This is a genomic window from Glycomyces tritici (assembly GCF_030403505.1).
Genome location: NZ_JAUEMJ010000008.1, coordinates 181,034 through 195,514, shown reverse-complemented (window position 1 = coordinate 195,514; position 14,481 = coordinate 181,034). Strand labels below are relative to the sequence as shown.

At 70.7% G+C, this 14,481-nt stretch carries 12 protein-coding genes; 5 read left to right on the top strand and 7 right to left on the bottom strand.

The genetic code is table 11. The annotated features are described in order from the left end of the window. Nucleotides 1-104: 104 nt before the first annotated feature. The 7 genes from QWI33_RS22655 to QWI33_RS22625 all read right to left on the bottom strand — a co-directional run bounded on the left by QWI33_RS22655 (nt 105) and on the right by QWI33_RS22625 (nt 9,456). Complete coding sequence (locus QWI33_RS22655; protein WP_289959196.1) at nt 105-2,372, bottom strand: helix-turn-helix domain-containing protein; 2,268 nt, start codon at nt 2,370-2,372, stop codon at nt 105-107. Between the two features lie 118 nt (nt 2,373-2,490). After that, nucleotides 2,491-3,531 (bottom strand): LacI family DNA-binding transcriptional regulator, encoded by a 1,041-nt coding sequence (locus tag QWI33_RS22650; protein WP_289959195.1) that lies wholly within the window; start codon nt 3,529-3,531, stop codon nt 2,491-2,493. Nucleotides 3,532-3,622: 91 nt separating this feature from the next. After that, nucleotides 3,623-5,398 carry a glycoside hydrolase family 35 protein gene (locus QWI33_RS22645; protein ID WP_289959194.1) on the bottom strand — a complete coding sequence of 592 codons (1,776 nt, stop codon included), beginning with the start codon at nt 5,396-5,398 and terminating at the stop codon, nt 3,623-3,625. A 104-nt stretch (nt 5,399-5,502) separates the two neighbouring features. Then, on the bottom strand, nt 5,503-6,822 hold the full coding sequence (locus QWI33_RS22640; protein WP_289959193.1) for an ABC transporter substrate-binding protein: 1,320 nt from the start codon (nt 6,820-6,822) through the stop codon (nt 5,503-5,505). A 73-nt stretch (nt 6,823-6,895) separates the two neighbouring features. After that, nucleotides 6,896-7,798 (bottom strand): carbohydrate ABC transporter permease, encoded by a 903-nt coding sequence (locus QWI33_RS22635; protein ID WP_289959192.1) that lies wholly within the window; start codon nt 7,796-7,798, stop codon nt 6,896-6,898. A gap of 1 nt (nt 7,799) precedes the next feature. Continuing rightward, nucleotides 7,800-8,717, bottom strand: coding sequence for a carbohydrate ABC transporter permease (locus QWI33_RS22630; protein WP_353895544.1), 918 nt, complete (start codon nt 8,715-8,717; stop codon nt 7,800-7,802). A gap of 265 nt (nt 8,718-8,982) precedes the next feature. Then, nucleotides 8,983-9,456: a GNAT family N-acetyltransferase gene (locus tag QWI33_RS22625; protein WP_289959190.1), complete on the bottom strand. Its 474-nt coding sequence runs from the start codon at nt 9,454-9,456 to the stop codon at nt 8,983-8,985. A 167-nt stretch (nt 9,457-9,623) separates the two neighbouring features. On the opposite strand from QWI33_RS22625, the gene QWI33_RS22620 reads away from it, so the two are divergent. The 5 genes from QWI33_RS22620 to QWI33_RS22600 all read left to right on the top strand — a co-directional run bounded on the left by QWI33_RS22620 (nt 9,624) and on the right by QWI33_RS22600 (nt 14,388). Further along, complete coding sequence (locus QWI33_RS22620) at nt 9,624-10,616, top strand: NADP-dependent oxidoreductase (protein ID WP_289959189.1); 993 nt, start codon at nt 9,624-9,626, stop codon at nt 10,614-10,616. Nucleotides 10,617-10,663: 47 nt separating this feature from the next. Next, the gene (locus QWI33_RS22615) at nt 10,664-11,521 is read left to right on the top strand and encodes an alpha/beta fold hydrolase (RefSeq protein WP_289959188.1); all 858 of its coding nucleotides are present in this window, start codon (nt 10,664-10,666) and stop codon (nt 11,519-11,521) included. Nucleotides 11,522-11,530: 9 nt separating this feature from the next. Further along, nucleotides 11,531-12,325, top strand: coding sequence for a hypothetical protein (locus QWI33_RS22610; protein ID WP_289959187.1), 795 nt, complete (start codon nt 11,531-11,533; stop codon nt 12,323-12,325). 119 nt (nt 12,326-12,444) lie between these two features. Further along, the gene (locus QWI33_RS22605; RefSeq protein WP_289959186.1) at nt 12,445-13,047 is read left to right on the top strand and encodes a TetR/AcrR family transcriptional regulator; all 603 of its coding nucleotides are present in this window, start codon (nt 12,445-12,447) and stop codon (nt 13,045-13,047) included. A 120-nt stretch (nt 13,048-13,167) separates the two neighbouring features. Beyond that, nucleotides 13,168-14,388 (top strand): sulfotransferase family protein, encoded by a 1,221-nt coding sequence (locus QWI33_RS22600; protein ID WP_289959185.1) that lies wholly within the window; start codon nt 13,168-13,170, stop codon nt 14,386-14,388. Nucleotides 14,389-14,481: the final 93 nt, after the last annotated feature.

Sequence of the window (14,481 nt, the reverse complement as noted above, 5' to 3'; positions counted from 1 at the left end):
GCTGTCCTCCTGCCGCCGAACGGAAGTCGGCGGCATCGACGCCTTCGATACTTCAAGGGGCGGCGTCGGACCGGAAGGACATCGACCCCGACAAAATCAGGACATCAGCGCCGACCTGCGGTTCGGTACGATGCGGCGAGGTGGTCCTGGAGCCGCGCGTGCCGGAACTGGTAGACCACGCCGGACCGCCGCAGGATGCCGAGACGGTACGCGTCGTCCAGGAATTCGGGCACCGCCCACGGCAGCCGACCCGTCAGCGGCAGCCAGAAGCGGCCGAAGACGGCCCACTGGCCCCACGCCGTCAGGCCCAGCACGTAACCGAGGGCGCCGAAGCCGGCGGCGTACAGGCCCAGGATCATGCCCTCCCAAGGGCTCCAGTGCCATTCGCCGAACCGGGGCGGGAGCAGCTGGAGGAGTTCGACCAGCCCCCAGACGGTTCCGGGGACGACGGCCGCGAGCGCGGGGGCGAACAGCAGCGCCTGCACGACGACCGTTCTGCGGCTGGAGCGGATGAGGCCGGCCGGGCTCTGCACGGAGGCCAGGTCGAGCGGGCGCTCCCACAGCGACAGGAACATGTAGGTGACGCCCGCACTGAACCCGAAGACGAGGGCGAGCAGCAGCGAGTTCACGATGACGAGTTCGAAGACGGTGTTCGGGTCCAGGCCGAGGATGAGGCCGCGGATGATCTCGCGTGTGGCGCCGTAGGCGAGTCCGAGCAGGACTCCGGCCGCGAATCCGATCCTGAACCGGCGCGCGAAGTTCCGTCGCGGGCCGGACCGCGCGCCGCGCAGCCGCATCTGGATGCCCGACGGTTCGAACGCGGCGCCCCGGTGCTTGGCCAGGAGGCCGTGCGCGATCCCGACCGCCGCTCCGGCGGCGAGGTCGATGACGACGCCGCCGGTGAACTGCATCGGGTCGAAACCCAACAGGAGGCCCGCCAGGACCCCGTCGGCGAAGGCGAAGACCAGGCCGAGCGCCAGCGCCATGGCGAGGACGCGCGTCGGCCGCGGCATCGAGGTGCCCAACCGCCACCAGGCGAGGTCGTGCTCGCCGAGCCGGTTCAGGTGGTCGGCGAGGTAGCCGAGCCAGCGTTCCGCCCGCTCGGGTTCGAAGCGCCGCTGCTCGGTCCGCACCCGGTAGACCGTGGGGACGAGGTTCCCCAGGAGGTGCGCTTCGACGGCGTCGGGGGTGGGGAACGCCGTTTCGTCCAGGAGCTCGGCCGGGTCGTGGGTCGGCGTGTCGCTGTAGATGGTGCGGGCCAGGGCGACCATGAGCGGGGTGGTGAACACGGCGGCGAGCGTTTCGCCGGCCTCGGTGCGCGGCTCGCTGCGGAGTTCGTCGAGGAGCGGCTGCCAGAGCGGGGTGCCGTCGCCGGACTTGCGGACGGTCGTGCGCGGCAGGTAGCGGGCCAGGTCGTCGACGGTGAGGTCGGTGAGCCGGATGCAGGCCGCCGCCGTCAGCACGTCCGACTTGGCTACGGCCGCACGGTATTCAGCAGCCCGGCTGGTGAGGACCAGCGGCATGCGGGCGGTGCGGTTGAGCTTCTCCAAAGGGTCGCTGACGAGGCCGCCGGCGATCTCGTCGAAGCCGTCCATGACCGGCAGGATGAGGTCGTTCTCGACGAGCGCGGCGGCCAGCGTCGACTCGTCGGGCAGCACCTGCCCGAGGCCGGGATGGTCGCGCAGCAGCTGCGCGGTGAGCCAGGCGCGCAGGTCGACCGCGGGGTCCCACGAGCCGAGGCTGAAGACCACCGGCACGGGCTCGCCGGAGCGGCGGGTCTCCAGCAGGCCGGTCACCAGCCGGAGGGCGAGCACGGTCTTGCCTGACCCGGCCCTGCCGAGCAGCACCAGCCGTCCGGAGGGGACGCGCCGGTAGACCTCCACGATCTGCTCCAGCTCGCCGTCCAGGTCGGGCGGGGTGTGATCGCCGGGCGTCTGCAGTCCGAGCACGTTCTCCCAGTGGTCGCTCAGGTCCGCGTCGGTCAGCCACCGGATGGACAGCGGATCCGGGTCGAGGACCTGGCGATGCTCCACCTCGCGTTTCCAGTGGCCGCCGACCGCGGCCGCGAGCTTGTCGGCGGCCTCCACGAGCCGGGCCTTGAACAGCGGTTCGGCTCGCGGCGGCGCGCCGTCCGCTTCGGGGGCCCGGCCGGTGCGATACCCGGCGGCCGCCAGCAGGTCCGCCTGCTCGTCCGGCGTCAGCTCCAGTGCCTCGGCGAGCAGTGCCGCGGTGTCGCGCTTCGGGAGGTGCTCGGTGTTCTCGTACCTGCTGATCATGCGGACGGACACGCCGGACCGCTCCATCAGCCGGTCCTGTGAGAGCCCCGCGCGCGACCGGAGGTCTCGGAGCTGCTTGCCGAAGGGGGTGGACACCGGACGATTCTACGTTCGCGCGCGATCCCGGACACCCCCAAGGGAGGTCCCCAATGCCCGGACGCTGGTCCCGGGTTCGTTGCCGCGCAGTGGCATCGGGACCGTGTGAGCCGCTGCCTCAGGCGGCGGGGGGCGCGGTGCTCTCGCGCACGATGAGTTCGACCGGGACGGTCTCGTGCACGTCTTCGAGCCGCTCGCCGTTGCGGATCTGGCGCAGGAGCAGTTCGAGCAGGCGCTCGCCGATCTGCGCGAAGTCCTGGCGCACCGTGGTGAGCGGGGGCCAGACGTCGGCCGCGAGGGCGATGTCGTCGAACCCCACCACTGAGACGTCGGCGGGGACGCGGCGGCCGGCCTCGTGGAGGGCGTGCATGACGCCGATCGCCGTCTCGTCGTTCGCGCAGAAGACCGCCGTAGCCTCCCCGTCGCGGGCGATCCGCTTCCCGGCCTCGTAGCCGGACCGGCCCGTCCAGTCGCCCCGGATGATCGGCGGCGCCGGTCGTCCGGCCCGGTCGAGCGCGGCGCGCCATCCGTCGATGCGCAGCTGCGAGGGGCCGGAGCTGTCGGGTCCGGCGACGTGATGGACCGTGCGGTGGCCGAGTCCGAGCAGGAGTTCGGTGGCCCGCTGCGAGCCCGCGAACTGGTCGGCGCCGACGGCGGGGTGGTGGCCGACGAAGCGCGAGTCCGAGACGACGACCGGAAGCCCGGCCGGTATGGAGAGCGTCGCCGGAGTCACCGATTCGGCCCGGATGATCACCAGCCCGTCGATCGACTGGTTGGAGAGCCGGGTGACGGCGTCGGAGACCTCCGTCGACACCGGACTCTCCACGTCGACCAGCGTGACGGTGTACTGCGCGCTCCGGGCCGCCTCGACGATGGCCTCGACGGTCCGGGACTCGCCGGTGCGGCTGAACTTGTGGGTGATGACCCCGATGGTCTGGAACGTGCCGTAGCGCAGCGCCCGGGCGGCCGAGTTCGGGGAGTACCCCAGCTCTGACATGGCGGCGAGGACCTTGTCCCGCGTCGCGGGGCGCACGTTCTCGGCGCCCATCGACACCCGCGAGACGGTCTGGGCGGAGACGCCCGCGAGGACCGCCACGTCGAACATCGAAGGCTTCGACTTGGACCGCGCGCGCTTCCCCGAAGCCTCACCGTCATCCATGGGAACGCTCACTTTTGCTGTCGCCGGCCATTCGTCCTTGAGGATACCGCCGCCCGGGCGCTGCCGGCCGCTCACACCGGCAGGGCCCGGGTCAGAGCGATGTGACGCCGAGGTCGGGGGCCTCGGTGAAGCTCGCCGTCCGCGTTGCCGCGCCGTGGAGTTCGAGGACCACGAGCTCGTTGCCGCGCTCGCGCAGGAGCGGGCCGGGCACGTACAGCGTGCCGGTCGGGCCCGCGCTCCAGAAGCGGCCGAGCAGCTCGCCGTTGATCCACGCGAGCCCCTTGGTCCAGCCCACGAGCCGCAGGTGGTGGTCGGCGCCGGCGACGGTGTCGAAGACGCCGCGCGCGAGGACGGGCCCCGCCAGCGGAACTCCCGCGGGCCCCTCCCGCCAGGGGCGGGCGGCCAGGCGTTCGGGGGCGCGCTCGAGCGCGAGCGGCGCCGCCTCCCACTCGGTGAGGGTGCGCGTCGCCGTGCGCGCGCTTCCGATGAGGCCCTTCGGTTCCCCGATGCGCGGACCGTAGTTGACCCGGCCCTGGTCCTCGATGAGGAGTTCCAGCAGGCCGTCGCGTTCCGGCAGCGCGATCGCGCGGGTGTGGGTGCCGCGGTCCAGGACCCCGACGGGTTCGCCGTCGAGCATGACGACGGCGCGGTCGCGGATCTCGTCGACCACCAGCACCGCGTCGTCGGCGCGCACCCGCGTCCGGTACAGCGCGAACCCGGACCACTGCCGCATCGCGTCCATGGTCGGTGCGGGGCCGAAGAAGCGCATCGGCTCCAGCAGCTCGGCCGCCTCGCCCAGGGGCAGGTGCTCGGTGAGCGCCACGTCGAACGCCGGCGCGGGTGCGGGCGGCTCGGGAAGCTCGTCGGGCACCGGGGCGTGCTTGTTGATCACTGACCGCATCGCGTGGTACTTCTCGGTGACGGCGCCGTGCTCGGCCAGGGGCGCGTCGTAGTCGTACGAGGTCGCGATCGGACGGTACAGGCCTTTGTCGTTGGCGCCGTTGGTGAAACCGAAGTTGGTGCCGCCGTGGAACATGTAGAGGTTGACCGATCCTCCCGCGGCGAGCAGCTCGTCGAGGTCGCGCGCGTTCGTCTCGGACGGCGCGAGGTGGTGCTCCATGCCCCAGGAGTCGAACCAGCCGTTCCAGAACTCCATGCACATCAGCGGCCCGGTGGGCTGGTGGCGGCGCAGCGTCGCCAGCCGCTCGGTGCTGCGGGAGCCGAAGGTCGCGGTCTTGTGCAGCTCGGGGAGGCCGCCGCGGGTGAGCATCGCGTCGTCGGCCTGGTCGCACGTGAACAGCGGCACCTCGATGCCCTGGGCGCGAGTGAGGTCGACCAGCGCGCGGAGGTAGCGCTCCCGGTCGGGCGCCGGGTCGTCGCCGTACGCGCCGTACTCGTTCTCGATCTGGACCATGAGGACCGGCCCGCCGCGGGTGACCTGGCGTTCGGCGACCACGGGCAGGAGCCGCTCGAGGTAGTACCCGACCGCCGCCATGAACCGCGGCTCGTACCGGCGCATGCCCACGCCCTCGTCGGCGGAGAGCCAGGCCGGCAGTCCGCCGCCGTCCCACTCCGCGCAGATGTAAGGGCCGGGCCGCACGATCGCGTGCAGGCCCGCGTCCGCGACGAGGTCGAGGAACCGGCCGAGGTCGCGCCGGCCGGTCAGGTCGAAGACCTCGGGCTCGGGGGAGTGGAAGTTCCACGGCACGTAGGTCTCGATGGTGTTGAGGCCCATGAGCTTCGCCTTGCGGATGCGGTCGGCCCAGAGGTCGGGGTGGACCCGGAAGTAGTGCAGGGCGCCGCTGATCACCTGGTGGGGGCGGTGGTCGAGCAGGAAGTCCTGCTCGCCGATCTCGAATGTCGGCATGGAGGTCTCCAAACGGTGGTGGGAGGGTTCGGCTCGGTCGGCGCGGCTCCGCCCGGCCTCCCCGGTTCGCGGGGGGTCGGGCGGAGCCGGGTTCGGTCTGGGGTCTAGCCCATGGTGAAGCCCTGGTCGGAGCCGTACGTGGTGCACTGCTCCTGCCAGGCGGCCAAGCCTTCGTCGAGGGTCGTGTCGCTGACGTACGCCTGCCCGACCGTGTCGTTGAAGATCGAGTTCGCGTAGACCTGGAACGGCAGGTACTGCCAGCCCTCGACGACGTTAGCCGCCGAGTCGGCGAGGATCTCGTTGACCTTCTGCCCGCCGAAGTACTCGAACTCCTTGCCGCGGAAGTCGGCGGACTCGAGCTGCTCGGTGGTCGCCGGGAAGGCGCCGCCGTCGACGCGGGTCTGCGCGCCCTCGCCGGTGGTGGCGTACTCGGTGAACGCGTAGGCCAGGGCGCTGTTCGCGCTCGCCGCGGGGACGGCCAGCGAGGATCCGCCGTTCTCGGAGGTGGCGTGCGCGCCGGCCTCCCACTGCGGCATCTCGGCCACGCGCCAGGCGCCGGAGCCCTGCGGCACACCGGATTCGAGGTTGGCGGGCATCCAGGCGCCGATGGTGAGCGAGGCGATCGTGCCGCCGCCGAGGCCCTGGTACCACTCGTCGCTCCAGGAGCCGACCGGGGCGAGGAGTTCCTCGTCGATCAGCTGCTGCCACATGGCGGTGAAGGCCTTGGTGCCCTCGTCGGCGAAGTCGACGCCGACCTCGGTGCCGTCCACCTGGTAGGGCTGCCCGCCGGCCTGCCAGATCATGCTGGTGGCGAAGCCCGCGTCGCCGATGTCGTTGGTGATGTACGCGTTCGGGTCGGCCGCGTGGATCGCGCGGGCGGCTTCGAGGTACTCGTCCCAGGTGGTCGGCACGGCGACGCCGAGGCGGTCGAAGACCTCCTGGTTGTAGAACAGCGCCATCGGCCCCGAGTCCATCGGCAGGCCGTAGAGGCCCTCGCCGCTGTGGACCGAGTCCCACGGGCCGGTGCTGAAGGTGCCGTCCAGTTCGGACGCGCCGAGCGGGCCGAGGTCGGTGAGCGACTCGGAGATGGCGAACTGCGGCACGGCGTAGTACTCGATCTGCGCGACGTCGGGCACGCCGTCGCCGGCGGAGATCGCGTTCTGCAGCGCCGTGTACTGGTCGTTGCCGGTGCCGACGTTCTCGAGGTTGACCGTGACGTTCGGGTACTTCGCCTCGAAGTCGGCGACGACGGCCTCGAGTGTGGGCTCCCAGGCCCAGACGGTGATCTCGCCGCCCTTCTCGAGGGCCGAGGCGGTGTCGACGGGCCCTTGCTCCTCGGGGCCGCCGCCGCAGGCGGTCAGCCCCAGGGCCAGCAGCCCGGCGACGGCGGTGCCGGCCAGGGCGCGGCGCGGTCGTGTGCTCATTGGTCTCTCACTTCATCGTGTGATGGTCGGGCGGTGCCGGAGGCCCCGCCTGTGGACTGTGGGTGCCGGCCGTTCACTCCTTCACGCTCCCGAGCGTCAGTCCCGACTGCCAGTAGCGCTGGAGCAGGAGGAACGCCGCGAGGAGCGGCAGGATGGTCAGCAGGGAGCCGGTGATCACGAGGTTGAAGATCGCCTCGCCGCCGGCGGTCGAGGCCTGCGCGTTCCAGGCGTTGAGGCCCAGCGTGAGCGGGTACCAGTCGGAGTCGCGCAGCATGATCAGCGGCAGGAAGTAGTTGTTCCAGGTCGCGACGGTGGTGAACAGCAGCACCGTGACGGTGCCGGGCGCCAGGAGCGGCAGGCTGATCTGGAAGAAGGTGCGGAACTCCCCGGCGCCGTCCATGCGGGCGGCCTCGAGCAGCTCGGCCGGGATCGACTCGGCGGCGAACACCCACATGAGGTAGAGCCCGAACGGCGAGATCAGGGACGGGATGATGACGGCCCACGGTGTGTTCGTCAGGCCCATCTGGCTGAACATGAGGAACGTCGGGACCGCCAGCGCCGTGCCGGGCACGGCCACGGCCCCGATGACGAGGGCGAACACGCCGCGCCTGCCCGGGAAGTCGAACTTCGCCAGTGCGTACCCGCCGAGGACGGCCAGGAACGTGGCGCCGCCCGCGCCGGCCACCACGTAGAGCACGGTGTTGGCGAACCAGCGGCCGAAGACGCCGTCGTCGTAGGCGAGGGTCTGCTGGATGTTGTCCCACAGCGCGAAGTCGCCGCCGAACCACAGTCCGAAGGAGGCGAACAGGTCCGCCTGGGTCTTGGTGGCGTTGATGAACAGCCAGGCCAGCGGGGCCAGCGAGTACACCAGCACGATGAGGGTCAGCGCCGTCAGCAGCGGGCTGCGCCGGGGCTTGGTGAGGGAGCGGCGCTGCGGGCGCAGGCGCGGTGCGCGCTTCACGGTGGAGGTCGTCATGTCACTGCTCCTTGCGCATGCCGCGCAGCTGGACCGCGTAGGCGACCGCCATGGTGACCAGGCCCATGATGATGGCGACCGTCGCGGAGTAGTTGTACTGCTGCCCGGAGAACGAGAGCGAGTAGGCGTACAGGTTGGGCGTGAACGCGGTCGTGATGGCGTTGGGCGCCAGTGACTGCAGGATGGTCGGCTCGTTGAACAGCTGGTAGCTGCCGATGATCGAGAAGATGGTGGCCACGACCATGGCGCCGCGGATCGCGGGCAGCTTGATCGCGGTGATGACGCGCCACTCCCCGGCGCCGTCGATCGCCGCGGCCTCGTAGAGCGAGTGCGGGACGACGCGCAGCGCGGCGTAGAAGATGAGCATGTTGTAGCCAACGAACTCCCAGGTCACGATGTTGCCGATCGAGGCGAGCACGAGGCCGGGGGAGAGGGGGTCGGGCAGGTCGGTGCCGAACGCGTCGTTGAGGTTGGCCACGAGGCCGAACCGCGTGCCGTACATGAAGCCCCACATGAGGGTCGCCACGACGGCGGGGACCGCGTAGGGCATGAAGACGGCGACGCGGAAGAAGTCGCGGCCCCAGAGGCGCCCGCTGTCGATCGCGAGGGCAACGAGCAGGGCGATGCCGAGCATGATCGGGACCTGGACGACCAGGAAGAGGCTGACCCTGCCGAGGCCCTCCCAGAACTGGGCGTCCTGGAGCGCCCGCGCGTAGTTCTCGAGGCCGACGAACCTGGTGCCGCCCACCATCTGGGTGCGGAACACGGAGAGGTAGATCGAGTAGGCGATGGGGGCGAGGAAGACCAGCGCGAACACGGCTATGAACGGACCGACGAACAGCCATCCGGTCCAGCGCCGCCCTCTGCGGCGCCGGCGCGGGAGGGCGCTCGCCGCCGGCGACGCGGGCGTCTCGGCGATTGCGGTCACGGAGCACTCCTTCAGCCGATAACAAAATGTTTACGTAAACAATCAACGCGAACCATAGTGCTTCGGGCTGGAGGGGTTGTCAAGCGGGAAGGATTCCAGTTCGGTCACGAAGCGGCGACACGGTTCGCGCACCTGCGCGACCCTCGACTCGCCGCGCTGACCGGCGCGCAGGAACCCGCGCCGGACCGCCGCACGGACCGTTCGCGCCGGAGGCGGTGACCGTCCGCGGCCCGCGATTCGCGGTGCCGCGCCGGGTCTAGAGGGCCTTCTCCAACTGCCGGGTCCCGTCGGCGTCCTGCGTACCCTGCAGGTCGCGGAACCCGTTGCGCCGGTAGAGCGCCGCGGCGGCGGTGTTGCCCGCGGCCACGGACAGGAGCAGGCTGCGCGCCCCTGATCGGCGCGCCCACTGCTCGACCGCCGCGATCAGGGCGTCGCCGACGCCGCGACCGCGGGCCTGGGGCGCCACCCACATGGCGATGAGTGCGACGGCGGCCGGGTCTGCGGTCTCGATGCCGCTGGCCATGCCGACCGGGGTGCCGCGGTCCTCGGCGACGAGGTCGTGCGTGTTCGACCCGGACAGGCGCGCGCGCCAGCGCTCCTCGGTGCCCGAGGGCCCCTGCCAGTCGGCGAGGCGGGAGGCGAACGCATACGGCGCCTCACCGAGCGCGGCCAGGCGCAGGTCTCGCCACAGCCGCCAGTCCTCGGCGCCGAGTGCACGAACTTCGATCACGTCGAACAGTGTGCCGTCGCCCCCGGTCATCGATCCACTGGGTTTCAGGCGCCGGGACGGCCTTGTGGCTCACACTGCGATTCCCTTGACAGAATTTCTGAGTGGAGTCATACTTGAGTTCACTCATAAAAATGGGTGGACCGGGAAACGGAACAGGAGCAGGGATCGTGAAAGCGTTCGTCGTCGACAAGTACAAGGACCCGATGCGGCTCGCAGAGGTCGCCGAGCCGCAGGTCGGTGACCGCGACGTGCTCGTCGAGGTCCAGGCCGCCGGGCTCAATCCCCTCGACGAGAAGATCCGGATCGGCGAGCTCAAGGCGATCCTGCCGTACCGGCTGCCGCTCGTCCTCGGCAACGACCTCGCCGGCACCGTCATCGGCGTCGGTTCCAAGGTCCGCGGCTTCGACCTCGGCGACCAGGTCTACGCCCGGCCCGGCAAGGACCGCATCGGAACGTTCGCCGAGCGCATCGCCGTCGCCGAGGACGACCTGGCCCTCAAGCCGCGATCGGTCACCATGGAGGAAGCCGGTTCGCTGCCGCTGGTCGCGCTGACCGCATGGCAGGCCCTCGTCGAGAAGGGGCGCGTGCAGGCGGGGCAGAAGGTCCTCGTCCACGCCGGCGCCGGCGGCGTCGGGTCGATCGCGATCCAGCTCGCCAAGCACCTGGGCGCCCAGGTCGCCACCACGGCCAGCGCCGCCAACGCGGACTTCGTGCGCGAGCTCGGCGCCGACATCGTGATCGACTACCGCACCCAGGACTTCGAGCAGCTGCTGGGCGGGTACGACCTGGTGCTGGACAGCCTCGGCGGCGAGAACCTCGAGAAGTCCCTGCGCGTGCTGCGCCCCGGAGGCAAGGCGATCAGCATCGCAGGTCCTCCGGATGCGGCCACCGCGCGCGAGCTCGGCGCCAACCCGGTGGTGCGTCTGGCGGTCACCGCCATGAGCGCCGGGATCCGCCGCCAGGCCAAGAAGCTCGGCGTGACCTACGAGTTCCTCTTCATGCGCGCCAGCGGCGCGCAGCTCGGCGAGATCACCGCCCTCATCGACGGCGGCGCGCTGCGCCCGATCGTCGGCAAGTCGGTCTCCTTCGACCAGCTTCCGGAGGCCCTCGACGCCCTGGAGCGGGGCGGCATCCGAGGCAAAGCCGTCGCAACCGCCTGACCTGGCCGCAGACCGACAGTACGCTCAACCATCTACGGGGAGTAACCATGAACATGCACGACAAGCCTGTCGCTTCGTACATCGAGGCGCCGACGAACACCGTCACCGCGAACGGCGTCACCTTCGTCTACCGCGAGCTGGGGCCGAAGGGCGGCATCCCGGTCGTCTTCTTCGTCCACCTGGCCGCGACCCTCGACTACTGGGACCCGCGGATCGTGGACGCGATCGCGAAGGACCGCCATGTCATCACCTTCGACCAGCGCGGCGTCGGCGCCTCCACCGGGGAGGTGCCGGACAGCATCGAGGCGATGGCCGACGACGCCTACGCGTTCATCACGGCGCTAGGCTTCGACCAGATCAACGTCTTCTCCTTCTCACTGGGCGGCATGATCGCCCAAGCGCTCATCGCCGAGCACCCGGACCTGGTCCGCCGGCTGGTCCTCACCGGCACGGGCCCCAAGGGCGGCAAGGACATCGACAAGGTCGCCGGAGTCACCTACCTCGACATCCTGAGGGCGACGCTGACGAGGTCGGATCCGCGGGAGTTCCTGTTCTTCAACCGCGACGCCGCCGGCAAGCTCGCCGCGAAGGCGTACGTCGAGCGGACCACCGGTGCGCGCACCGAAGGGCGCGACGCGCCGATGAAGACGAAGGGCTTCCAGACGCAGCTGAAGGCCATCAAGCAGTACGGGCGCGGGGAACCGCACGACCTCTCGAAGTTCACCCAGCCGACCTTGATCGCCAACGGCGACCACGACCGCATGGTGCCCTCGGTCCTCTCGGAGGACCTGCACCGCCGCATCAGCGGCTCCGAACTGGTCATCTACCCGAACTCCGGTCACGGCGGGATCTTCCAGTACCACCAGGACTTCGCGCCCGTCGCCGCCGAGTTCCTGAACCGATGAGGCCGGACCATGACACGCGCACTGCGTTACACCAGGAAGCCGTTCGTCTCCTCGATCCCGCTGTGGATGCGCGAGGACCGGCCCCGCCGGCAGGGCATGGACCGCTGGAAGGGCCCGCACTCCAAGATCATCAGCGCGACACCGGGACTCGAGGAGTACCGCCAGATCCACCTGGCCGAGGACAACCCCGGCCTGTGGCCCGCGATCGACGGCGTCGAGACGGCGATCCCCGCCGGCCGCAGGATCGACGGGGTCGCCGAGGTCACCATGACGTCGCTGCTCTCTCCGCTGCTGGGCCGCGAGCAGACCAGGCTCGCCCACCTGGACGAGGTGAACCTGTTCCGGCGCACCGTGTTCTACGCGGGACCGCCGTACTCGGCCCGCTGGTACGACGTCGCGGAGCCCGGCGAGCGGGCGGGCGCCCGAGCGCTGGTCTACCTCAGGAGGAAGGAGGGCGTCGGCACCGGCGCCTTCCGGAACGTCGTCACCGACCGGCTCGTCCCCGCGCTCGCCCGCGGCGCCGCGCTGAAGGAGCTGCGGACCCAGGTGTTCATGCCGTGGCGCAGAGGCCTCTGGAACTCGCCCAACGTCGCCCACGACAACCCCGCCGACCAGCAGTTCCACGCCTCGCTGCTCCTGGGGTTCGCCGATGCGGACGGGCTGCGGGCGTTCTTCACCGGCGGTGTGGTCGCCGAGCTGTCGTCGCGGCTTCCCGCGTTCGCATCGGCGGTCCACGCCTACGAGGTCGAGACCGCACTCACCTTTGTGGAGCACGGCCGGGCGCTTCCCGAGCCTCACGGCTGAGCGGTCACGCGCATGCGGTCCCGGGCCGCCGTGGGAGAATTCCCCGCGGCACTCCCGGGCCCGCCCGGCAAGCGGCCGCACTCGCGGCCGAGACCAGCCAGATCCCGAAGGACGCACCCATGACAGCCGCCCCGCAGCGAATCGGGCGGCGTGAGCGGAACAAGCAGGAAAAGCTCGACCGCATCACGGCCGCCGCCAGTGAGCTCTTCGCCGAACACGGCGTCGACGAGGTCACCACCCAGCAGGTCGCCGAGAAGGCCGACATCGGCACCGGCACCCTCTTCCTCTACGCCAAGAACAAGGGCGAGCTGCTCCTGCTCGTGCAGAACTCCACCTACGCCGAAGCGCTCATCGAAGGCAAGGCCGCCGCCGAGGACGTCCCCGACGTCCTCGAAGCGGTCATGGCGATCCTCGGCCCGGTCGTGGCGTGCAACCGCAAGCAGATCGACAACGGCCGCACCTACCTGCGCGAGATGGTCTTCGGCGACCCCGCCGAACCCCACCACCGCGAGGCCCTCTCGCTCATCGTCCAGACCGAGAGCGCGGTCGCCCAAGTCCTGCAGCGGAACCCGCGCATCGACGCCGACGCCGCCGCCACCCTGGCGCACATCGTCTCCGCGATCATGTTCATCAGCATGGCCGCCACCGTCAACATCGACCGCTCCGTCGACGAGATCATCGGCGAAGTCCGCGAGCAGGTCCGGGCCCTGCTGCCGCGCTGACGAAACCTGACAGAATGTCCGCAGCGGCATGAACGGGCGTCCCCGCCCGCCGCGGTACCAACCCCTCGGGACCGCCGGCCGGCACGCACCAACGGCGGCCCCCACCCTGGAGGTTCTGCCATGCACCGTTCCCGCACCACTGCCCGCCTGCGCTTCATCAACACCGCACTGCGGCCCATGACCAGAAGCGCGAACGACCCCGAGCGCGCGTGGGCGAAAGCCGTCCGCGAAGCGCAGGACGCGACCGGGCTGCGCGCGGACGCCGACGACCAGGCCTGGATCGCCGACTTCCAGTACCTCGTCTCCTGCGCCGCCCGCGTCCCCGGGCTGGCCCCGGTCGGCTGGCTGACCTCCATCCTCGACGCCAAGGCGCGCCTGGTGAACCGGCTGCGCATCCGGGAGCTGCACCGCCGCGACCCCGCCATCGCCAGGGAGCGCATCGAATCGCCGGTCTTCGTCGTCGGCCTGCCGCGCACGGCGACCACCCTCGCCCACCAGATCCTCGCGGCCGCACCCGAATGCCGCGGCCCGCTCCTGTGGGAGATGGTCCACACCGACCTCGAACTGCCGGCGGAGGACACCGAGCGGATCGTCAGGTCCGCGAAGAAGCAGTTCCAGGCCACGAAGTACGCCCCCGACTTCGGGCACGTGCACCCCGTCGACCCCGAGCGGCCCGAAGAGTCCATGTTCCTGCTCCCGCACGGGCTCTACCACGTCCTCTTCCACGCACCCATGCCCGACTACCAGGCCTGGTTCGCCGCCCGCGACACCACACCCGACTACGAGTACCTTCGCATGGCCCTGCAGGTCCTCCAGTACGGCCGGGAGCGCAGGCGCTGGGTCCTCAAGTACCCCATGGACCTCGGCCAGCTCCCGACCATCCGGAAGGTCTTCCCCGGCGCGCGCGTCGTCTGGACGCACCGCGACCCGGCCACCGTCATCGGGTCCACCTGCTCCCTCGCCGACCTGTGCCAGTCGCTGTTCGTCACCCGCCCCGACCGGGAGGCGATCGGGAACCTCGTCCTCGACGTGCTGCCGAAGACCGTCGACGCCGGACGCCGCTTCCGGCAGCAGCACCTGGGCGACGTGATCGACGTGCCGTACTTCCAGCTGGTCTCCGACCCGACCCGGGTCATCCCCGAGCTGTACGACCGGCTCGGTCTCACCTGGACGCAGAAGGACGGCGAACGGCTCAGCGGAATCCTGCGCAACCCCGCCCGCGACCGCAAGCACGAGTACGCCCTGGGCGACTACGGCCTGACCCCCGAACGCGTCGAGGCCGCGTTCGAGGACTACCTGCCGTGGATGAACACGGTGAACTTCAGCCGCATCGGAAAGTGAAGGGCCACTGGGACTCGCGAGGCCCGCGAGGTCGTCCGACGTATCGCCGCGACCGGCCTCCCGAAACGGGACTCGAACGCTTGCCATAGGGAT